Below are 20277 nucleotides of genomic sequence, written 5' to 3'. Positions count from 1 at the left end.
GACATCCGCCCGTACCCGTGGCTGCCGGTCGGGACCGACATAGGTGGCCGGAAAGCGACTGCGAAGTGTACGTTTCATCCATTCCCGGTGCTCTGGATGGAAGGAACGTCCACCATGCCGGACCCCGCCGTTCCGCCCACCCCGCCCGTACCCCTCGCGGCCCTGCTGGCCCGCGAGGACCTCGCCCTGCGCCACATCGCCGGGCCGGCGGATCCGGACGTGGTGATCCACTGGGCGCACACCTCGGAGATGGCGGACCCGTACCCGTACCTGCTCGGCGGTGAACTGCTGCTGACGGCCGGCGTGCACATCCCGGATGCGGCGGCCGCCGACGAGGGTTCCTCCGGTCGAGCGAGGCCGGGACCGGGGACGTACTTCGACGACTACGTCTCCAGGATCGTGGCGGCGGGCGGCGCGGCCCTCGGCTTCGGCCTGGCCCCGGTGCACGACACGGTGCCGCGGGCGCTGGCCGCGGCCTGCGACGCGTACGGGCTCCCGCTCCTGGAAGTGCCGCCGCAGACCACCTTCTCCGGCGTGGCCCGTGCGGTCTGGCAGCTCATGGCCCAGGCCCGCCTGGCGGAACTGCGCCGCGTCACGGCCGCCCAGCAGAGCCTGGCGGCCGCGGCCTCCGGCCCCGACCCGGTCCCGTCGGTCCTGCGCCGCCTCGCCCAACGCCTGGGCGGCCGGACCGTCCTGTACGACCCGGAAGGAGCCGAGCTCGCCTCGGCGGGACGACACCCGGAACCCGAGGCGGCGGAAGCGCTGGCCGCGCTGGCCCGGGTGGTACGACCGACACATCAGGGCGGCCCGGCGCGTCCCGGCGCCCCGGCGAAGGCGGGGGCGTGGGCCGAGGCGGGTGCGCGGGCCGACGCGGGAACGCCGGCCGACACGGGTCCCGCCTCCGCCACCGACACCGTCGGCGGCACGCGTCTCGCCGCCTACGCGCTCGGTAGCGGGCAGGGGTTCGTGCTCGGGGTCGCGGTGGCGGGGCGGGAGGCGGGGGATCACACGATCGCCTCGGTCGCCGCCGTCCTGCTCTCGCTGCTGACCGGCGAGCACCGGGGCGGCGCGGGTGCGGCCCGGTCGTCCGCACTGGTCCGGCTGCTGCTCGGCGCCGCGCCGGAGACGGTCGCGCCGCTGCTCGGCGGGGAGCGGTGGCTCGTCGTGCACGCCGCCCGTCCGGACGCCCGGGCTCCCGACGCCGTGGCCGCCGCCGCCCTGGGCGCGGCCCTCGGCTCCCCACTGATCGACCTGGCACAGGACCTCGTACGGGTCCTCGTCCCGGCCGACCGCGAACCGGAGCCGCAGCCCGGCTGGACGCTCGGGGTCAGCGACGCCGCCGCCCCGCCGGAGTGGCCGGCCGCCGACGCCCGGGCGGCCCGCGCCCTGGCCCGGGCCCGCGCCGGCCGCACGGCGCTGGTCCGCCACGGCGCCCGCCCCGGCCTCGCCGCGCTGGTCCCCCGGGACGAGGCCGAGGCCCACGCCCGTGCCGTCCTCGCCCCCATCACCGCGTCTCCCGCCCTCACCGAGACCCTGCGCACCTGGCTCTCCCTGCACGGCGGCTGGGACCGCACGGCGGTCGCCCTGTCCGTCCACCGCAACACCGTCCGGCAGCGGATCGCCCGCTGCGCGGCCCTCCTCGGCACGGACCTGGACGACCCGGACGTACGCATGGAGCTGTGGTTCGCCCTGCGTCAAGAGGACCAGTGACACACGTCCCAGCGTGCGGGACGCCGGGGACCCGCACAGTCGCCTGCCTCACAATGGGAACCATGCCGATACCCGGGACACCCAGCCGCGCCGAGCTCGTCGACCACCTCGTACGGACCCGCATCGCGGGCGATGTCGCGACGCCCCGCGAGAACAACCTCTCCCACTACCGCCAGCTCGCGAACGGCGTCCGCAACTTCTGGCTCGGCCTGGAGCTCGGCGACCGCTGGACCGACGAGCAGGACGTGCTCGCGGTGATGGCGGAGCGGGTCGGCGTGAACGACGACCCCGAGTACCGGTTCGGCCAGGACACCATCGACCCCGAGCTGACCGTCGACGCGCTGCAGCGCATGGCGGGGCGGCTGCGCAAGGCCGCCGACGGGCAGCAGCGGGTCCTCTTCGCCACCGGTCACCCGGGCGGCCTCCTCGACGTGCACCGTGCCACGGCCGCCGCCCTGCGCGCGGCCGGCTGCGAGATCGTCGTGATCCCGGACGGGCTGCAGACGGACGAGGGGTACGTCATGCAGTTCGCGGACGTGGCGGTGCTCGAGCACGGCGCCACGCTGTGGCACACGCACTCCGGCGAGCCGATGAAGGCCATCCTCACCGCCCTGGAGCGCGCGGAGCGCCCGCTGCCCGACCTGGTCGTCGCCGACCACGGCTGGGCCGGGTACGCCGGCCGGCACGGCGTGGACTCGGTGGGCTACGCCGACTGCAACGACCCGGCCCTGTTCCTCGCCGAGGCGGAGGGCACCGTCCAGGTGACGGTCCCCCTCGACGACCACGTGCTCAGCCCGCGCCACTACGACCCGATGACGGCGTACCTGCTGGCGGAGGCCGGACTCACGCAGAGCTAGTGCCGAGGCAGGCGGCGCTGGTGCCGGGCCGAGGTGTCAGATCCCGGCGATCGACGCGGGGGCGCGTTCGGCGCGGGCGAGGGCGCGGATCACGTCGGTGGTGCCGTGGCGGTGGACGGCCAGGCGGACCAGCAGGTCGACGACGGGTGCGGTCACCCGCTCGGGGAACCGCGGGGTGGGCAGTCCGACGCTGACGGCCAGGTCGTCGGTGTGGACGACGACTTCCATCAGCCGGGTGAGCAGGAGGTCGTCGAGGTCGAGGGACCAGTCGCCCCACGTGTCCATCCGGACCGGCCGCCCGGCACGCACGCCCGGCAGCTCGGCCTCCACCTGTCCGACCGCCTCCCGGTGGCGGGCGAGGAGCGCTTCGGGTCCGTCCGCCGCCCTGGCCTCGCCGCCCTTGCGGATCCGGATGTTGACGGCTCCGTCGACGCCGGCGTCCAGCCAGGTCACCCGCTGCGTGTAGTACTCCCGCAGGGAGATCAGCGGTTGGGCGGGGTCCGGCCCCGCGAGCAGGCCGGGCAGGGCGAGTTCCTGCCCGGCGAGGTGCGCGGCGAGGCCGCCGACGGTGAAGTCCGGCAGGGCGCTGGGCCGGTCCCAGGCCGCGGCGACGGCCGGTTCGGCGAGCAGTCCGGAGGCGACCCGGACCGCCTCCGGGAAGGCGGTCCGGAGGCGTCCGCCGCGCGGGTTCCATGACTCTTCCGTGTCCATGACGGTCATGCCCCCATCCAAGCCGAGGGCGGCCGGTCACGGCCAGGGATTGAGGCCCTCCGCGCGCCGCTGCGCGTATCCGGGCGTCGGGTCCAGGTAGACCCGGCTCACCGCGGGGACGACCTCCCGCAGCCGCTGCTCGGCCTGCTCGCAGGCCCATTCGATCTGGGCGGCCGTGGACACGTCCCGGAAGTCGACCTTGGCGGCCACGAGGGCTTCGCTCGGGCCCTGCACGAGCGTGGTCAGCTCCAGGACGGCCTCGATGTGCTCGACCGCGAGCAGTTCCGCCCGGATCCGCTCCCGCACGGGCCGGGGCAGCGGCCGCCCGATGAGCAGTTCGGCGTTGGAGCGGCCGAGCACCCAGGCGACGTACAGCAGGAGTACGCCGATGAGGAGCGAGGCGGTTCCGTCCCACGCCCCCGATCCGGTGAGCTGCCCGCCGAGCAGTCCGCCCGCGGCGAGGACGAGACCGACGAGGGCGGCGGAGTCCTCCAGGACGACGGCCTTCACCGCGGTGTCGGGCGTGTATCGCAGATAGCGCCCGAAGGGCACGCGGGCCCTGGCCGCCTCGCCGCGCGCCTGCCGGATGCCGGTGCGCAGGGAGTAGCCCTCCAGCAGGAAGGCGACGGCGAGCACGATGTACGAGACGAGGGGGTCGCCGAGTTCCTCGCCCGCGACCAGGGTGTGGATGCCGTCGTAGAGGGAGAAGACCGCGCCGCCGACGAAGGTGGCGACGGCGGCGAGCATGGCCCAGATGTATCGCTCGGGGCCGTAACCGAGCGGGTGGTCCTCGTCGGCCGGTTTCGCGCTGCGTTTGAGGGCGGTCAGCAGCAGGACCTCGGTGACCGTGTCGGCGACGGAGTGCGCGGCCTCCGAGAGCATCGCGCTGGATCCGCTGATGACGCCGGCCACCGCCTTCGCGAGCGCGATGCCGAGATTGGCGACGGCGGCGACGATCACCGTGAAGGTGCTCTCGCCGCCGCCCTGTTCCTGCGTCGGTTCCGCCTGCGCTGCTGCCATGCCTGTCAGTCTTCCCGGGGGACGCGGACCAAGCCCTCCTGGACGACGGAGATCGCGAGCCGGCCGTCCTGCGTGTAGATGCGGGCCTGGCCGAGGCCACGACCGCCGTAGGCCGACGCCGACTCCTGGTCGTAGAGCAGCCATTCGTCGGCGCGGAACGGCCGGTGGAACCACATGGCGTGGTCCAGCGAGGCCCCGACGACGTCGCCGACGGCCCAGCCGCCGCGGCCGTGCGCGAGCAGGACGGAGTCCAGGAGGGTCATGTCGGAGACGTACGTGGCGAGGACGACGTGCAGCAGGGGTGCGTCGACGGCGCCCTCGAGCTTGCCGTTGGTGCGGAACCACACCTGTGAGCGGGGCTCGCGGGGCCGGCCGAACTCGCCGTACGGCGGTTCCTCGACGTAGCGCAGGTCGATCGCCTCGCGCGCCTCGATGAACTTCTCCACCACCTCCGCCGGGAGGTGGTCGTAGCCGCGCAGCCGCTCCCGGGAGGTGGGCAGCGTCACCGGGTCCGGCGCGGACGGCATCGGGGCCTGGTGGTCGAGGCCGTCCTCGTACGTCTGGAAGGACGCCGACAGGCCGAAGATCGGCTTGCCGTGCTGGACGGCGACCACCCGGCGGGTGGTGAAGGAGCGACCGTCGCGAAGCCGGTCGACGTTGTAGACGATGGGCGCGCCGGGATCGCCGGGGCGCAGGAAGTACGCGTGCAGCGAGTGGGCGTGGCGGTCCGCGGGGACGGTCCGCCCGGCGGCGACCAGCGCCTGGGCCGCGACCTGTCCGCCGAAGACCCGGGGGACGACGGCGGACCGCGACTGGCCGCGGAAGATGTTCTCCTCGATCGGCTCCAGGTCGAGCAGATCGAGGAGATCGAGTAGTGCCTGGCTCATGGGCTCAGTTCTACCGGGGGGGAATTTCGCGGACCTTACAGACCCATGTTTTTCGCGATGATCGACTTCATGATCTCGCTGGTGCCGCCGTAGATACGGTTGACACGGTTGTCCGCGTACAGGCGGGCGATCGGGTACTCGTTCATGAAGCCGTAGCCGCCGTGCAGCTGGAGGCAGCGGTCGATGACACGGTGCGCGACCTCGGTGCAGAACAGCTTGGCGCTGGCGGCCTCGGCGGCACTGAGCTCGCCCGCGTCGAGGGCTTCGAGCGCGCGGTCGGCGACGGCCTCCGCCGCGTCCACCTCGGCCTGGCAGGCGGCCAGCTCGAACTTGGTGTTCTGGAACGAGGCGACGGACTTGCCGAAGACCGTGCGCTCCTGGACGTACTCCTTGGCGAACCGGACCGCGGCCTTGGCCTGGGCGTAGGCGCCGAAGGCGATGCCCCAGCGCTCGGAGGCCAGGTTGTGACCGAGGTAGTAGAAGCCCTTGTTCTCCTCGCCGAGGAGGTCCTCGACGGGAACCTTCACGTCGACGAAGGCGAGCTCGGCGGTGTCGGACGTCTTCAGGCCGAGCTTGTCGAGCTTGCGGCCGATGGAGTAGCCCTCGGCCTTGGTGTCCACGGCGAACAGGGAGATGCCGAAGCGGCGGTCCTCGGCGGTCGGCGCGGAGGTGCGGGCGCAGACGATCACGCGGTCGGCGTGGACGCCACCGGTGATGAAGGTCTTGGAGCCGTTGAGGACGTAGTGCGTGCCGTCCTCGGAGAGCTTGGCGGTGGTCTTCATGCCGGCGAGGTCGGAGCCGGTGCCCGGCTCGGTCATCGCGAGGGCCCACATCTCCTCGCCGGAGACGAACTTCGGCAGGAAGCGCTTCTTCTGCTCGTCGGTGGCGAGCATCTTGATGTACGGCAGGCCGAGCAGCACGTGCACGCCGGAGCCGCCGAACTGGACGCCCGCGCGGGCGGTCTCCTCGTACATGACGGCTTCGAACTTGTACGAGTCGATGCCGGCGCCGCCGAACTCCTCGTCGACGCGGATGCCGAAGACACCGAGCTCGGCGAGCTTGTAGTAGAAGTCGCGCGGCGCCTGGCCGGCGGCGAACCACTCGTCGTAGACCGGGACGACCTCGGCCTCGATGAAGGCCCGGAGGGTCTCCCGGAACGCCTCGTGGTCCTCGTTGAACACCGTACGGCGCACCGCCGCCACCCTTCCTTGCGCCTAAACCGGCGCCGCTCTCGCGTACGTGGTTGCTCGCCGTGGGGGTTGCTCAATGCGTGATTGCGGTCCCCATGGCTAAGCGCTTGCTCATTAACCGTACCGGCGGGTAGGCAGACGCGTCCAGAGGATCGGGGCAGGGCGATGCCGTAACGCTCGTCACTCTCCGGCGGCCGCGAAGGCTCCCCTCGCCATGCGGTGCAGCAGGGCCGCGGTGCCCGCGCGGCCGGGGAGCGCGCCGGGGCGGCCCAGGTGGGGGGTGGAGTTCAGCAGCCCGAACACCGAGTGGACCGCCGAGCGGGCCGCGGGTTCGGTGAGGCCCGGGTCCACCTCGCGGACCACCTCCACCCACAGCTCCACGTACTGCCGCTGCAACTGCCGCACCAGCTTGCGGTCGGTGTCCCGGAGGCGGTCCAGCTCGCGGTCGTGCAGGGTGATCAGAGGCCGGTCATCGAGGGCGAAGTCGATGTGGCCCTCGATGAGCGAGTCGAGGGCCGCCTCGGGGTCCGCCGCCTGACGGGCCTCCTGGAGGCGGCGCTTCGCGCCGGTCAGCAGCTGGCCACTGATGCCGACCAGCAGTTCGGCCAGCATCGCGTCCTTGCCGGCGAAGTGCCGGTACAGACCCGGCCCGCTGATGCCGACCGCGGCGCCTATCTCGTCGACGCCGACGCCGTGGAAACCACGCTCGGCGAACAGCCGGGCGGCCTCCTTGAGGATCTGCTCGCGCCGGGTGGGAGCGTCGGTTCTGGTGGTCATGGAAGCAATTCTAGACAGGGAGGTTAGCGGTCGTTAACCTGAAGGAAATGGTTAACGCTCATTAACAGTCGATCGCTGGGTGAGGGGACCGCAGGATGCAAGAGGCACCGGAGCTCCAGAGCGCGGCCGATCCCGCGTCGGAGGCCTGGAGGGCCAACGAGGAGGCGCACCGCGCCCTCGTCGAGGAGCTGCGCGGCAAGCTGGCCGCGGCCCGGCTGGGCGGCGGTGAGAAGGCCCGGGCCCGGCACACCGCGCGCGGGAAGCTGCTGCCGCGCGACCGCGTGGACACGCTGCTCGACCCCGGCTCCCCCTTCCTGGAGCTGGCACCCCTGGCCGCCGACGGGATGTACGACGGACAGGCCCCGGCCGCCGGGGTCATCGCCGGGATCGGCCGGGTCAGCGGCCGCGAGTGCGTGATCGTCGCCAACGACGCCACCGTCAAGGGCGGCACCTACTACCCGATGACGGTGAAGAAGCACCTGCGCGCGCAGGAGGTCGCTCTCGAGAACCGTCTCCCCTGTCTCTACCTGGTCGACTCGGGCGGAGCCTTCCTGCCCATGCAGGACGAGGTGTTCCCGGACCGCGAGCACTTCGGGCGGATCTTCTACAACCAGGCCCGGATGTCGGGCGCCGGCATCCCGCAGATCGCGGCCGTGCTCGGCTCCTGCACGGCCGGCGGGGCGTATGTCCCGGCCATGAGCGACGAGGCCGTCATCGTCCGCGGCCAGGGCACGATCTTCCTCGGCGGGCCGCCGCTGGTGAAGGCCGCCACCGGTGAGGTCGTGACCGCCGAGGAACTGGGTGGCGGTGAGGTCCACGCGCGCGTGTCGGGCGTCACCGACCACCTCGCCGAGGACGACGCGCACGCGCTGCGGATCGTGCGGAACATCGTCGCCACGCTTCCCGCGCGGGGCCTGCTGCCCTGGGAGGTGACGGCGCCCGTCGAGCCGAAGGCGGACCCGTTCGGGCTGTACGGCGCGGTGCCGGTCGACTCCCGCACCCCCTATGACGTGCGCGAGATCATCGCGCGCGTGGCCGACGGCTCCCGCTTCTCCGAGTTCAAGGCCGAGTTCGGGCAGACCCTGGTCACCGGCTTCGCCCGGATCCACGGCCACCCGGTCGGGATCGTCGCCAACAACGGCATCCTCTTCTCCGAGTCCGCCCAGAAGGGCGCCCACTTCATCGAGCTGTGCGACCAGCGCGGAATCCCGCTGGTGTTCCTGCAGAACATCTCGGGCTTCATGGTCGGCAGGGACTACGAGGCCGGCGGCATCGCGAAGCACGGCGCCAAGATGGTCACGGCGGTGGCCTGCACGCGCGTGCCCAAGCTGACGGTGGTGGTCGGCGGGTCCTACGGCGCGGGCAACTACTCGATGTGCGGCCGGGCGTACTCGCCGCGCTTCCTGTGGATGTGGCCGGGCGCCAAGATCTCCGTCATGGGCGGCGAGCAGGCCGCCTCGGTCCTCGCGACCGTCAAGCGGGACCAGCTGGAGGCGCGCGGGGAGTCCTGGCCCGCCGAGGACGAAGAGGCCTTCAAGGACCCGGTCCGCGCGCAGTACGAGCGCCAGGGCAACGCCTACTACGCCACCGCGCGCCTGTGGGACGACGGTGTGATCGATCCGCTGGAGACCCGTCCGGTGCTGGGGCTCGCCCTGACCGCGTGCGCGAACGCGCCGCTGGGCGAGCCGCGGTTCGGCGTCTTCCGGATGTGAGGAGGGGACTCATGTTTGACACAGTGCTCGTGGCCAACCGGGGCGAGATCGCCGTGCGCGTCATCCGCACGCTGCGCTCGCTGGGCGTGCGCTCGGTGGCCGTCTTCTCCGACGCGGACGCCGACGCCCGGCACGTCCGGGAGGCCGACACGGCGGTACGGATCGGTCCGGCGCCGGCGGCGGAGAGCTATCTGTCGGTGCGGCGGCTGCTGGAGGCGGCCGAGCGCACGGGCGCCCAGGCCGTCCACCCCGGATACGGCTTCCTGGCGGAGAACGCCGGCTTCGCGCGCGCCTGCGCCGACGCCGGGCTGGTCTTCGTCGGGCCGTCCGCCGAGGCGATCTCCCTCATGGGCGACAAGATCCGCGCCAAGGAGACGGTGCGGGCGGCCGGGGTGCCGGTCGTGCCGGGCTCCAGCGGCAGCGGGCTCACCGACGCCGAACTCGCCGACGCCGCCCGGGAGATCGGCATGCCGGTCCTGCTGAAGCCGAGTGCCGGCGGTGGCGGCAAGGGCATGCGCCTGGTGCGGGACCCCGCGGCTCTCGCCGACGAGATCGGCGCCGCCCGCCGCGAGGCCCGCGCCTCCTTCGGCGACGACACGCTCCTCGTCGAGCGGTGGGTGGACCGGCCCCGTCACATCGAGATCCAGATCCTGGCCGACGGCCATGGCAACGTGATCCACCTGGGCGAGCGCGAGTGCTCCCTCCAGCGCCGGCACCAGAAGGTCGTCGAGGAGGCGCCGAGCGTCCTCCTCGACGGGCCGACCCGCGCCGCGATGGGCGAGGCGGCGGTCCAGGCGGCCCGCTCCTGCGCCTACCGGGGCGCGGGCACGGTGGAGTTCATCGTCCCCGGCGGCGACCCCTCCTCGTATTTCTTCATGGAGATGAACACCCGCCTCCAGGTGGAGCACCCGGTCACCGAACTGGTCACCGGCCTGGACCTGGTCGAGTGGCAGCTGCGGGTGGCGTCCGGTGAGCGGCTGCCCTGGGCGCAGGCGGACGTGACCTTCACCGGGCACGCCGTGGAGGCCCGCGTCTGCGCCGAGGACCCCTCCCGCGGCTTCCTGCCCTCGGGCGGCACGGTGCTCGGGCTGCGCGAACCCCAGGGTGACGGTGTCCGCACCGACTCCGGGCTCAGCGAGGGCACCGAGGTCGGCAGCCTGTACGACCCGATGCTGTCCAAGGTGATCGCGTACGGCCCGGACCGGGAGACCGCGCTCAGGAAGCTCCGGGCGGCGCTCGCGGAGACGGTCGTCCTGGGCGTCCCCACCAACGCCGGGTTCCTGCGGCGGCTGCTCGCGCACCCGTCGGTGCTGGCGGGAGAGCTGGACACGGGGCTGGTCGAGCGGGAGGTCGACACGCTCGTGACCGCCGAGGTGCCGGGCGAGGTCTACGCGGCGGCGGCGCTGCTGCGTCAGGCCGCGCTCGCCCCCGCGCGCGGTGCGGGATGGGTCGATCCGTTCTCGGTCGCGGACGGCTGGCGGCTGGGCGGCGAGCACGCGTGGACCGCCCACCACCTGCACGTACCGGGACACGACCCGGTGACCGTCCGCCTGCGCGACACCGCGGACGGCGGGGCCGAGGTACTGCTGGACGGCAAGGGCACCCCGTGGCGCGGGGTCGGGGGCCCGCCCCCGCGGCCGGGCGGGGACGCCCGGTTCACCTGTCGGCTCGACGGTGTCACCCACACCTTCGCCGCGACTCCGGACGGCACCTGGCTGGGCCGCGACGGCGACGCGTGGCACGTGCGTGACCACGACCCGGTGGCCGCGTCCCTCACCCGGGGGGCGCACGCGGGCGCCGACTCGCTCACCGCGCCCATGCCCGGCACGGTCACGGTCGTCAAGGTCGCCGTCGGCGACGAGGTGGTCGCGGGCCAGAGCCTGCTGGTGGTCGAGGCGATGAAGATGGAGCACGTCATCTCCGCGCCGCACGCCGGCACCGTCGCCCACCTGGACGTGACCGCGGGCACGACCGTCGCCATGGACCAGGTCCTGGCCGTCATCGCCCCCGTGGAGGAGGACCAGTGACACTTCCCATGGTCGTACCGGCCCCGGGCCTGCCCGCGCGGGTACGCATCCACGAGGTGGGCGCCCGCGACGGCCTGCAGAACGAGAAGTCGACCGTGCCGACGGCGGTGAAGGCGGAGTTCGTCCGCCGCCTCGCCGGCGCGGGGCTGACCACGATCGAGGCGACCAGCTTCGTCCACCCGAAGTGGGTGCCCCAACTCGCCGACGCGGAGCAGCTGTTCCCACTGGTGAGCGATCTGGAGGCGGCGCTGCCGGTCCTGGTGCCGAACGAACGCGGGCTCGACCGCGCGCTGGCCCTGGGTGCCCGCCGGGTCGCCGTCTTCGCCAGCGCCACCGAGTCCTTCGCGAAGGCCAACCTCAACCGCACGGTGGACGAGGCACTGGCGATGTTCGAGCCGGTGGTGGCCCGGGCGAAGGCCGAGGGCGTGCACGTGCGCGGCTATCTCTCCATGTGCTTCGGCGACCCGTGGGAGGGCGCGGTCCCCGTCGCCCAGGTCGTCCGGGTGTGCCGGGCCCTGCTGGACCTGGGCTGCGACGAGCTGAGCCTGGGCGACACCATCGGCGTGGCGACCCCGGGGCACGTCCTCGGCCTCCTCACCGCGCTGGGCGAACAGGGCGTCGACGCCGGCGCGCTCGGCGTGCACTTCCACGACACCTACGGCCAGGCGCTCGCGAACACCCTGGCCGCGCTGCAGTACGGCGTCACGACCGTCGACGCCTCCGCGGGCGGCCTCGGCGGCTGCCCGTACGCGAAGTCCGCGACCGGCAACCTCGCCACCGAAGACCTCGTGTGGATGCTCCAGGGCCTCGGCATCGACACCGGGGTCGACCTCGGCCGTCTCACCGCCACCAGCGTGTGGATGGCCGACCAACTGGGCCGACCCAGCCCGTCCCGCACCGTCAAAGCCCTCTCCCACAAGGAGCAGTGACCCGAAATGGACCACCGCCTCTCCCCCGAGCTCGAAGAACTCCGCCGCACGGTCGAGGAGTTCGCGCACGACGTCGTCGCCCCGAAGATCGGCGACTTCTACGAGCGGCACGAGTTCCCGTACGAGATCGTCCGCGAGATGGGCCGCATGGGCCTGTTCGGGCTGCCGTTCCCCGAGGAGTACGGCGGGATGGGCGGTGACTACCTCGCCCTCGGCATCGCCCTGGAGGAACTCGCCCGGGTCGACTCGTCGGTCGCCATCACCCTGGAGGCGGGTGTCTCGCTGGGCGCCATGCCGGTCCATCTCTTCGGCACGGAGGCGCAGAAGCGGGAGTGGCTGCCCCGGCTGTGTTCGGGCGAGATCCTCGGCGCGTTCGGACTGACCGAGCCGGACGGCGGCTCGGATGCGGGCGCGACGCGTACGACGGCCCGCCTCGACCCCGACACGGACGAGTGGGTGATCAACGGCACCAAGTGCTTCATCACCAACTCGGGCACCGACATCACGGCTCTGGTCACCGTCACGGCGGTCACCGGCCGCAAGCCGGACGGCAGGCCGCTGATCTCCGCGATCATCGTCCCGTCCGGCACGCCCGGCTTCACGGTCGCCGCCCCCTACTCCAAGGTCGGCTGGAACGCCTCGGACACCCGGGAGCTGTCCTTCCAGGACGTCCGGGTCCCGGCGGCGAACCTGCTCGGCCAGGAGGGCCGCGGCTACGCGCAGTTCCTGCGCATCCTCGACGAGGGCCGGATCGCCATCGCGGCGCTGGCGACGGGCCTGGCCCAGGGCTGCGTGGACGAGTCGGTGCGGTACGCCAAGGAGCGGCAGGCCTTCGGCCGCCCGATCGGGGCGAACCAGGCCATCCAGTTCAAGATCGCCGACATGGAGATGAAGGCCCACACCGCCCGCCTCGCCTGGCGCGACGCGGCCTCCCGGCTGGTGGCCGGCGACCCCTTCAAGAAGGAGGCGGCGCTGGCGAAGCTGTACTCGTCCACGGTCGCCGTGGACAACGCCCGTGACGCCACCCAGGTCCACGGCGGCTACGGCTTCATGAACGAGTACCCGGTGGCCCGGATGTGGCGCGACTCCAAGATCCTGGAGATCGGCGAGGGCACGAGCGAGGTCCAGCGGATGCTGATCGCAAGGGAGTTGGGCCTGACGGGCTGAGGACGAGGGCTCGTCGTCGCGCGCGGGTGACCGGCGTCCGGCCGGCGGCCGCCGGCCCGTGCGCCCGGGTGGAGACCCGCCCGCCCTATGGACAGTTGCTGAGGTTAGGCTAACCTTCGTTGGACTTGTCCGGCGGGCGCTCCGCCCCGTTCGAAAGCAGCACACTCATGCCCAACGCCCGTGCCACCCACTTCACCCGCCGCGGAATCCTCGCCGCGGGCGGCGCCCTCGGCCTCGGTGCCGCGCTCGCGGCCTGCGGTGACGACAAAGACACGAGCGGTGGTTCGGGCGAGCGGACCACGGCCGCCGCCTCGGGGCCGTGGACGTTCAAGGACGACCGCGGCACGACCGTGAAGCTGGACAAGGTTCCGTCGGACATCGTCGCCTTCACCGGCGTCGCCGCCGCCCTGTTCGACTACGGCATCCCGGTCAAGGGCGTCTTCGGTCCGACCAGGACCACCGACGGCAAGGCCGACGTCCAGGCCGGCGACATGGACATCAGCAAGGTGACCATCCTCGGCAACGCCTGGGACCAGTTCAGCGTCGAGAAGTACGCGGCGCTCGCCCCGCAGGTCCTCATCTCCACGATGTTCGACGGCGCCGGCACCCTCTGGTACGTCCCCGAGGCCTCCAAGGACAAGATCGCCAAGCTGGCCCCCAGCGTCGGCATCTCCGTCTACGACCGTCAGCTCACCGCGCCGTTGCAGCGCATGTGGGAGCTCGCCGAGTCGCTGGGCGCCGACATGACGGCCGCCAAGGTCACCGACGCCAAGAAGACGTTCGAGGCGGCGGCCACCCGGCTGCGCGCCGCCGCCAAGGCCAAGCCCGACATCAAGGTGATGGCCGGCTCCGCGAGCCAGGAGCTCTTCTACGTCTCCGGCACCAACCTCTCCATCGACCTGGAGTACTTCAAGGCCCTCGGGGTGAACTTCGTCGAGCCCTCGGAGAAGTCCAAGGCGGTCGGGGGCGGCTGGTACGAGTCCCTGAGCTGGGAGAACGTCGACAAGTACGCCGCCGACATCATCATGATGGACGACCGCTCCTCGACCATCCAGCCGGCCGACATCACCGAGGCCACCTGGAAGAAGCTGCCCGCCGTCAAGGCCGGCCAGGTCATCGCACGCTCCCCCGAGCCGATCCTGTCGTACGACAAGTGCACCCCGCTGCTCACGAACCTCGCCGTGGCGCTCGAGAACGCGAAGAAGGTCAGCTGACCTCCCCGCCCGCCCCCTGACTGAACCTCAGGAGCTCTCATGACGACGGCCGTTGCCGCCCCGTTCCGTTTCTTCTCCCTCCAGGTTGTGCGGACGAGGCGGCTCGGCCCGTCTCTCGTCCGGGTCACCTTCGCCGGACCCGACCTGCTCGCCTTCCACTCCGACGGACGCGACCAGAGCCTGTCCCTGTTCCTGCCGCACCCCGGCCAGTCCGAGCCCGCCATTCCGATCGAGCTGGGCGACGGCTGGTGGCAGGCGTGGCGTGAACTCCCGGACGACGTGCGGGCGGTGATGCGCTCGTACACGCTGCGGGAGCTGCGCCGCGACGCGCACGGGCACACCGGCGAGATCGACATCGACTTCGTGCTGCACGGCGTGCAGCCGGGGTCCGCCGGCCAGGCCGGCCCCGCCTCCCGGTGGGCCGCGCGAGCCGCCGCCGGTGACCGTGTGGTGCTGCTCGGTCCGGCGGTCGCGGACAACCGGGCGATCCGCTTCCGGCCCCCGCGGGACACCGACCTGGTGCTCGTCTGGGGCGACGAGACCGCCCTGCCGGCCGTCTCGGCCATCGTCGAGTCGCTGCCGGCCGGCACCCGCGCCCGGGTCTGGCTCGAGGTGCGGGACGCCGGGGACATCCAGGACCTGACGACCGAGGCGGACGCCGAGATCACCTGGCTGGTGCGCGACCGGACCGGCGTGTCCGGCTCCCCGGAATCCCCCCTGGCCCTGCAGGCGATACGCGAGGCTCAACTCCCGTCCGCCGAGCGCCCGTACGTCTGGATCGCGGGCGAGTCCGGCTGCGTGAAGGCGCTGCGCCGCCACTTCGTGGGCGAGCGGGGCGTCGACCGCCGCCGGGTGACCTTCGTCGGCTACTGGCGGGAGGGGCTGAGCGAGGAGCAGCTGCGCGAGGCCGAGTAGACACGGCCGTTCCGGAGTGACGCCGGTCACGGAAGAGGCGGGTTTCCGGCTCGTCAAATTAGGTTAGGCTTACCTAAGTTCAGTCGGAGTTCCGCCCTCTTCCGTCCGCACGGACTGTCCCCACCGGAGGACCCCCACATGCGCTCGCACCTGCTCAATGACACGACCGCGGAGCAGTACCGCCGCTCCGTGACGGAAGGCGTGGAGCGGGTGGCGGCCAAACTCGCCACCACAGACCGACCGTTCACCGGCGTCACGGTCGACGCCCTCTCTCCCCGCATCGACCGGATCGACCTGGACCGGCCGCTGCACGACACCACGGCCGTCCTGGACGAGCTCGAAGAGGTCTACCTCCGGGACGCGGTCTACTTCCACCACCCCCGCTACCTCGCCCACCTCAACTGCCCGGTCGTCATCCCGGCCCTGCTCGGCGAGGCGGTCCTGTCCGCCGTCAACTCCTCCCTCGACACCTGGGACCAGTCGGCCGGCGGCACCCTCATCGAGCGCAAGCTCATCGACTGGACGACCGCGCGCATCGGCCTCGGCCCGGCCGCCGACGGCGTGTTCACCTCCGGCGGCACCCAGTCCAACCTCCAGGCGCTGCTCCTGGCCCGCGAGGAGGCGAAGTCCCGGTCGCTCGCCTCCCTCCGCGTCTTCGCCTCCGAGGTCAGCCACTTCAGCGTGCAGAAGTCCGCGAAGCTGCTCGGCCTGAGCCAGGACGCCGTCGTCTCGATCCCCGTCGACCACGACAAGCGCATGCAGACCGTCGCGCTCGCCCACGAGCTGGAGCGCTGCGAGCGGGAGGGCCTGGTCCCCATGGCCGTCGTCGCCACGGCCGGCACCACCGACTTCGGCTCCATCGACCCGCTGCCCGAGATCGCGGAACTGTGCTCGCACCACGGCGCCTGGCTGCACGTCGACGCGGCCTACGGCTGCGGACTGCTCGCCTCCCGCAAGTACCGGGGCCGCATCGACGGCATCGAGCGCGCCGACTCGGTCACCGTCGACTACCACAAGTCCTTCTTCCAGCCCGTCAGTTCGTCCGCCGTGCTGGTCCGCGACGCCGCGACCCTGCGGCACGCCACGTATCACGCGGAGTACCTCAACCCGCGCCGGATGGTGCAGGAACGCATCCCCAACCAGGTCGACAAGTCCCTGCAGACCACTCGCCGCTTCGACGCGCTCAAGCTGTGGATGACGCTGCGCGTGATGGGCGCCGACGGCATCGGCGAACTCTTCGACGAGGTCTGCGACCTGGCGCGGGAGGGCTGGGAGCTGCTGGCCGCCGACCCGCGCTTCGACGTCGTCGTGGAGCCGAGCCTGTCCACCCTCGTCTTCCGCCACATCCCGGCAGCCGTCACCGACCCGGCCGAGATCGACCGCGCCAACCTGTACGCCCGCAAGGCCCTGTTCGCCTCCGGCGACGCGGTGGTCGCCGGCACCAAGGTGGGCGGCCGCCACTACCTGAAGTTCACCCTGCTGAACCCCGAGACCACGGCGGCCGACATCGCCGCCGTCCTCGACCTGATCGCCGGCCACGCCGAGCAGTACCTGGGAGAGTCCCTTGACCGCGCTTCCTGAACCCCGTGCGAACACCTACGACTTCGTGGGCATCGGGCTCGGACCCTTCAACCTCGGCCTGGCCTGCCTCACCGAGCCCATCGCCGAACTCGACGGCGTCTTCCTGGAGTCGAAGCCCGGCTTCGAGTGGCACGCGGGCATGTTCCTCGACGGCGCCCACCTCCAGACCCCGTTCATGTCGGACCTGGTCACCCTCGCCGACCCGACATCCCCGTACTCCTTCCTCAACTACCTCAAGGAGCAGGGCAGGCTGTACTCGTTCTACATCCGCGAGAACTTCTACCCGCTGCGCGTCGAGTACGACGACTACTGCCGCTGGGCCGCGAACAGACTGAGCAGCGTCCGCTTCGGCACCACGGTCGCCGAGGTGACGTACGACGAGGGCGAGGAGCTGTACGCCGTCCGGACCGAGGCGGGCGACACGTACCGCGCCCGGCATCTGGTCCTGGGCACGGGCACCCCGCCCCACATCCCTGAGGCCTGCGCGGGTCTGGGCGGCGACTTCATCCACAACTCCCGCTATGTGCAGCACAAGGCGGAGCTGCAGGCGAAGGAGTCGATCACGCTGGTCGGCAGCGGCCAGTCCGCCGCCGAGATCTACTTCGACCTGCTCAGCGAGATCGACGTCCACGGCTACCGGCTGAACTGGGTCACCCGCTCCCCGCGCTTCTTCCCGCTGGAGTACACGAAACTCACGCTGGAGATGACCTCCCCGGAGTACGTCGACTACTTCCACGCCCTGCCGGAGACAACCCGCTACCGCCTCACCGCCGAGCAGAAGGGCCTGTTCAAGGGCATCGACGGGGATCTGATCAACGAGATCTTCGACCTGCTCTACCAGAAGAGCATCGGCGGCCCGGTCCCCACCCGGCTGCTCACCAACTCCTCGCTGCACAGCGCGCGGTACGAGAACGGCGCGTACACCCTCGGCCTGCGCCAGGAGGAGCAGGGCAAGGACTACGAGCTGGAATCGCTGGGCCTGATCCTCGCCACCGGCTACAAGTACGCCGAGCCGGAGTTCCTGAAGCCGGTCCGCGACCGGCTGCGCCACGACTCCCACGGCAACTTCGACCTCGCCCGCAACTACGCGATCGACGTCACGGGCAGAGGCGTGTTCCTGCAGAACGCCGGCGTCCACACGCACAGCATCACGTCCCCCGACCTGGGCATGGGCGCGTACCGCAACAGCTGCATCATCCGTGAGCTGCTCGGCACCGACCACTACCCGGTCGAGAAGAGCATCGCGTTCCAGGAGTTCTCCGTATGACCTTCACCTTCCGTCCCCTCGACCCGCTGAAGGACGCCGAGCTGCTGCACGCCTGGGTCACCCACCCCAAGGCGGCCTACTGGATGATGCAGGACGCCAGGCTGGAGGACGTCGAGCGCGCGTACATGGAGATCGCGGCCGACGAGCACCACCACGCTCTGCTCGGTCTGCGCGACGGCGAACCGGCCTTCCTCATGGAGCACTACGACCCGGTCCACCGCGAGCTGGTCGGCCTGTACGAGCCGCGGCCGGGAGACGTCGGGATGCACTTCCTGGTGCCGCCGACGGACACGCCCGAGCACGGCTTCACGCGTGCCGTCATCACCGCCGTGATGGCGCGCCTCTTCGAGGACCCGGCGACCGCCCGCGTGGTCGTGGAGCCGGACGTGGCCAACACGGCCGTGCACGCCCTGAACGAAGTGGTCGGGTTCGTGCCCGACCGGGAGATCCAGAAGCCGGAGAAGAAGGCGTTGCTGAGCTTCTGCACCCGTGAACGCTTCTTCGACAGGCCCGGCGTCCCGGCGACGGAGGTGGCGGCATGACCCTCGCCGACGCCGTGGCCCACCTCTCCCCCGAGCGCTGGGCGCAGGCCAACCGCGGGCTGATCCGCAAGGCGCTCGCCGAGTTCGCGCACGAGCGGCTGATCACCCCCGAGAAGGACGGTGACCAGTACGTCGTCCGCAGCGACGACGGCCTGACCCGCTACCGGTTCACCGCCACCCGCCACGCCCTCGACCACTGGCAGGTCGACGCGGACTCCGTGACCCGGCACCGCGACGGGGCCGAACTCCCGCTCGCCGCTCTGGACTTCTTCGTCGAGCTGAGGAAGACCCTGGGCCTGAGCGACGAGATCCTGCCGGTCTACCTGGAGGAGATCTCCTCCACCCTGTCCGGCACCTGCTACAAGCTCACCAAACCGCGGACCACGTCCGCCGAGCTGGCGAGGAGCGGCTTCCAGGCGATCGAGACGGGCATGACCGAGGGCCACCCCTGCTTCGTCGCCAACAACGGACGGCTGGGCTTCGGCATCCACGACTACCTGTCGTACGCGCCCGAGACCGCGAGCCCGGTCCGGCTGGTGTGGCTGGCCGCGCACCGCTCACGGGCGGCGTTCACGGCCGGGATCGGCATCGAGTACGAGTCCTTCGTGCGGGAGGAGCTCGGGGACGCGGCCCTGGACCGTTTCTCCGCCACCCTGCGCGAGAGGGGCCTGGACCCCGACGACTACCTCCTCATACCCGTCCACCCCTGGCAGTGGTGGAACAAGCTCACCGTCACCTTCGCCGCCGAGGTCGCGCGCGGTCACCTCGTGTGCCTGGGCGAGGGCGACGACGAGTACCTGGCCCAGCAGTCCATCCGGACCTTCTTCAACAGCTCCCACCCCGGGAAGCACTACGTCAAGACGGCGCTGTCCGTCCTCAACATGGGCTTCATGCGCGGGCTGTCGGCCGCCTACATGGAGGCCACCCCGGCGATCAACGACTGGCTGGCGCAGCTGATCGCGAACGACCCGGTCCTGAAGTCGACGGGCCTGACGATCATCCGCGAGCGGGCGGCGGTCGGCTACCGGCACCTGGAGTACGAGGCGGCGACGGACCGCTACTCGCCGTACCGGAAGATGCTCGCGGCCCTCTGGCGCGAGAGCCCGGTCTCCTCGCTCCAGGACGGCGAGTCGCTGGCGACGATGGCGTCCCTCGTCCACGTGGACCACGAGGGTGCCTCCGTCGCGGGCGCGCTGATCGAACGGTCCGGGCTCGCGCCCCGGGAGTGGCTGCGCCGCTACCTGCGGGCGTACCTCACCCCGCTGCTGCACAGCTTCTACGCCTACGACCTGGTCTACATGCCGCACGGTGAGAACGTGATCCTGGTGCTGAAGGACGGCGTGGTGCGGCGCGCGATCTACAAGGACATCGCCGAGGAGATCGCGGTCATGGACCCGGACGCGGTGCTGCCGCCCGAGGTGCGGCGCATCCGGGTCGAGGTGCCGGAGGACAAGAAGCTCCTGTCGATCTTCACGGACGTCTTCGACTGCTTCTTCCGCTTCCTGGCCGCGAACCTCGCCGCCGAGGGAGTCCTGGCGGAGGACGACTTCTGGGACACGGTCGCCGAGGTCACCCGCGAGTACCAGGACGGGTCGCCCGAACTCGCCGACAGGTTCCGGCAGTACGACCTGTTCGCCCCGGAGTTCGCGCTGTCCTGCCTCAACCGGCTCCAGCTGCGCGACAACCGGCAGATGGTGGACCTCGCGGACCCGTCCGGCGCGCTGCAGCTGGTCGGCACCCTGGCCAACCCCCTCGCGGGCCGGTAACCGGC

Annotated in this window: 17 protein-coding genes; 12 read left to right on the top strand and 5 right to left on the bottom strand. The window is 71.7% G+C overall.

Translation table 11 applies throughout. The features are described from left to right. Nucleotides 1-114 precede the first annotated feature (114 nt). Both OG985_RS29245 and OG985_RS29240 read left to right on the top strand, forming a co-directional pair. Nucleotides 115-1710, top strand: coding sequence for a helix-turn-helix domain-containing protein (locus tag OG985_RS29245; protein WP_371671325.1), 1596 nt, complete (start codon nucleotides 115-117; stop codon nucleotides 1708-1710). A 62-nt stretch (nucleotides 1711-1772) separates the two neighbouring features. Next, nucleotides 1773-2567 (top strand): phosphatase, encoded by a 795-nt coding sequence (locus tag OG985_RS29240; RefSeq protein ID WP_371671324.1) that lies wholly within the window; start codon nucleotides 1773-1775, stop codon nucleotides 2565-2567. Between the two features lie 36 nt (nucleotides 2568-2603). Here the strand turns inward: OG985_RS29240 and OG985_RS29235 are convergent, their stop codons facing one another. The 5 genes from OG985_RS29235 to OG985_RS29215 form a co-directional block, all read right to left on the bottom strand. Next, nucleotides 2604-3287: a maleylpyruvate isomerase N-terminal domain-containing protein gene (locus OG985_RS29235; RefSeq protein WP_371671323.1), complete on the bottom strand. Its 684-nt coding sequence runs from the start codon at nucleotides 3285-3287 to the stop codon at nucleotides 2604-2606. 27 nt (nucleotides 3288-3314) lie between these two features. After that, the gene (locus tag OG985_RS29230; RefSeq protein WP_371671322.1) at nucleotides 3315-4298 is read right to left on the bottom strand and encodes a cation diffusion facilitator family transporter; all 984 of its coding nucleotides are present in this window, start codon (nucleotides 4296-4298) and stop codon (nucleotides 3315-3317) included. A gap of 5 nt (nucleotides 4299-4303) precedes the next feature. After that, nucleotides 4304-5185, bottom strand: a complete 882-nt coding sequence (locus tag OG985_RS29225) for an acyl-CoA thioesterase (RefSeq protein WP_371671321.1) — start codon at nucleotides 5183-5185, stop codon at nucleotides 4304-4306. A 35-nt stretch (nucleotides 5186-5220) separates the two neighbouring features. Next, nucleotides 5221-6378 (bottom strand): acyl-CoA dehydrogenase family protein, encoded by a 1158-nt coding sequence (locus OG985_RS29220; RefSeq protein WP_371671320.1) that lies wholly within the window; start codon nucleotides 6376-6378, stop codon nucleotides 5221-5223. Nucleotides 6379-6555: 177 nt separating this feature from the next. Beyond that, nucleotides 6556-7152 carry a TetR/AcrR family transcriptional regulator gene (locus OG985_RS29215; protein ID WP_371671319.1) on the bottom strand — a complete coding sequence of 199 codons (597 nt, stop codon included), beginning with the start codon at nucleotides 7150-7152 and terminating at the stop codon, nucleotides 6556-6558. Nucleotides 7153-7247: 95 nt separating this feature from the next. Here OG985_RS29215 and OG985_RS29210 point away from each other — a divergent pair, with 95 nt between their 5' ends. From OG985_RS29210 to OG985_RS29165, 10 genes are all read left to right on the top strand, one after another. After that, nucleotides 7248-8864, top strand: a complete 1617-nt coding sequence (locus OG985_RS29210) for a carboxyl transferase domain-containing protein (protein WP_371671318.1) — start codon at nucleotides 7248-7250, stop codon at nucleotides 8862-8864. 11 nt (nucleotides 8865-8875) lie between these two features. Further along, nucleotides 8876-10891 carry a biotin carboxylase N-terminal domain-containing protein gene (locus tag OG985_RS29205; protein WP_371671317.1) on the top strand — a complete coding sequence of 672 codons (2016 nt, stop codon included), beginning with the start codon at nucleotides 8876-8878 and terminating at the stop codon, nucleotides 10889-10891. Nucleotides 10892-10899: 8 nt separating this feature from the next. Next, nucleotides 10900-11820 carry a hydroxymethylglutaryl-CoA lyase gene (locus OG985_RS29200; protein WP_371674528.1) on the top strand — a complete coding sequence of 307 codons (921 nt, stop codon included), beginning with the start codon at nucleotides 10900-10902 and terminating at the stop codon, nucleotides 11818-11820. A 6-nt stretch (nucleotides 11821-11826) separates the two neighbouring features. Then, complete coding sequence (locus tag OG985_RS29195; RefSeq protein ID WP_371671316.1) at nucleotides 11827-12987, top strand: acyl-CoA dehydrogenase family protein; 1161 nt, start codon at nucleotides 11827-11829, stop codon at nucleotides 12985-12987. A 167-nt stretch (nucleotides 12988-13154) separates the two neighbouring features. Then, a complete protein-coding gene (locus OG985_RS29190; protein WP_371671315.1) occupies nucleotides 13155-14201 on the top strand; it encodes an ABC transporter substrate-binding protein in 1047 nt (348 codons plus the stop codon). A gap of 39 nt (nucleotides 14202-14240) precedes the next feature. After that, nucleotides 14241-15116, top strand: a complete 876-nt coding sequence (locus OG985_RS29185) for a siderophore-interacting protein (RefSeq protein ID WP_371671314.1) — start codon at nucleotides 14241-14243, stop codon at nucleotides 15114-15116. Nucleotides 15117-15254: 138 nt separating this feature from the next. Beyond that, a complete protein-coding gene (desA, locus tag OG985_RS29180; RefSeq protein WP_371671313.1) occupies nucleotides 15255-16697 on the top strand; it encodes a lysine decarboxylase DesA in 1443 nt (480 codons plus the stop codon). Continuing rightward, a complete protein-coding gene (locus OG985_RS29175; RefSeq protein ID WP_371671312.1) occupies nucleotides 16681-17964 on the top strand; it encodes a lysine N(6)-hydroxylase/L-ornithine N(5)-oxygenase family protein in 1284 nt (427 codons plus the stop codon). Before desA ends, OG985_RS29175 begins: the two co-directional genes overlap by 17 nt. Then, nucleotides 17961-18506 (top strand): GNAT family N-acetyltransferase, encoded by a 546-nt coding sequence (locus OG985_RS29170; protein ID WP_371671311.1) that lies wholly within the window; start codon nucleotides 17961-17963, stop codon nucleotides 18504-18506. The genes OG985_RS29175 and OG985_RS29170 overlap by 4 nt, the downstream gene beginning before the upstream one ends. After that, the gene (locus OG985_RS29165) at nucleotides 18503-20272 is read left to right on the top strand and encodes an IucA/IucC family siderophore biosynthesis protein (protein WP_371671310.1); all 1770 of its coding nucleotides are present in this window, start codon (nucleotides 18503-18505) and stop codon (nucleotides 20270-20272) included. Before OG985_RS29170 ends, OG985_RS29165 begins: the two co-directional genes overlap by 4 nt. The last annotated feature ends 5 nt before the right edge of the window (nucleotides 20273-20277 follow it).

This window comes from Streptomyces sp. NBC_00289 (genome assembly GCF_041435115.1).
Classification (GTDB): domain Bacteria; phylum Actinomycetota; class Actinomycetes; order Streptomycetales; family Streptomycetaceae; genus Streptomyces.
The sequence above is the reverse complement of the archived record's forward strand: the minus strand, read 5'-3'. Positions and strand labels throughout refer to the sequence as shown.

Coding starts and splice junctions, on each gene's coding strand:
- OG985_RS29170 (WP_371671311.1), top strand. CDS start 17,961: ATGACCTTCACCTTCCGTCCCCTCGACCCGCTGAAGGACGCCGAGCTG.
- OG985_RS29245 (WP_371671325.1), top strand. CDS start 115: ATGCCGGACCCCGCCGTTCCGCCCACCCCGCCCGTACCCCTCGCGGCC.
- OG985_RS29185 (WP_371671314.1), top strand. CDS start 14,241: ATGACGACGGCCGTTGCCGCCCCGTTCCGTTTCTTCTCCCTCCAGGTT.
- OG985_RS29205 (WP_371671317.1), top strand. CDS start 8,876: ATGTTTGACACAGTGCTCGTGGCCAACCGGGGCGAGATCGCCGTGCGC.
- OG985_RS29235 (WP_371671323.1), bottom strand. CDS start 3,287: ATGACCGTCATGGACACGGAAGAGTCATGGAACCCGCGCGGCGGACGC.
- OG985_RS29240 (WP_371671324.1), top strand. CDS start 1,773: ATGCCGATACCCGGGACACCCAGCCGCGCCGAGCTCGTCGACCACCTC.
- OG985_RS29215 (WP_371671319.1), bottom strand. CDS start 7,152: ATGACCACCAGAACCGACGCTCCCACCCGGCGCGAGCAGATCCTCAAG.
- OG985_RS29225 (WP_371671321.1), bottom strand. CDS start 5,185: ATGAGCCAGGCACTACTCGATCTCCTCGATCTGCTCGACCTGGAGCCG.
- OG985_RS29210 (WP_371671318.1), top strand. CDS start 7,248: ATGCAAGAGGCACCGGAGCTCCAGAGCGCGGCCGATCCCGCGTCGGAG.
- OG985_RS29195 (WP_371671316.1), top strand. CDS start 11,827: ATGGACCACCGCCTCTCCCCCGAGCTCGAAGAACTCCGCCGCACGGTC.
- OG985_RS29190 (WP_371671315.1), top strand. CDS start 13,155: ATGCCCAACGCCCGTGCCACCCACTTCACCCGCCGCGGAATCCTCGCC.
- OG985_RS29200 (WP_371674528.1), top strand. CDS start 10,900: ATGGTCGTACCGGCCCCGGGCCTGCCCGCGCGGGTACGCATCCACGAG.
- desA (WP_371671313.1), top strand. CDS start 15,255: ATGCGCTCGCACCTGCTCAATGACACGACCGCGGAGCAGTACCGCCGC.
- OG985_RS29165 (WP_371671310.1), top strand. CDS start 18,503: ATGACCCTCGCCGACGCCGTGGCCCACCTCTCCCCCGAGCGCTGGGCG.
- OG985_RS29230 (WP_371671322.1), bottom strand. CDS start 4,298: ATGGCAGCAGCGCAGGCGGAACCGACGCAGGAACAGGGCGGCGGCGAG.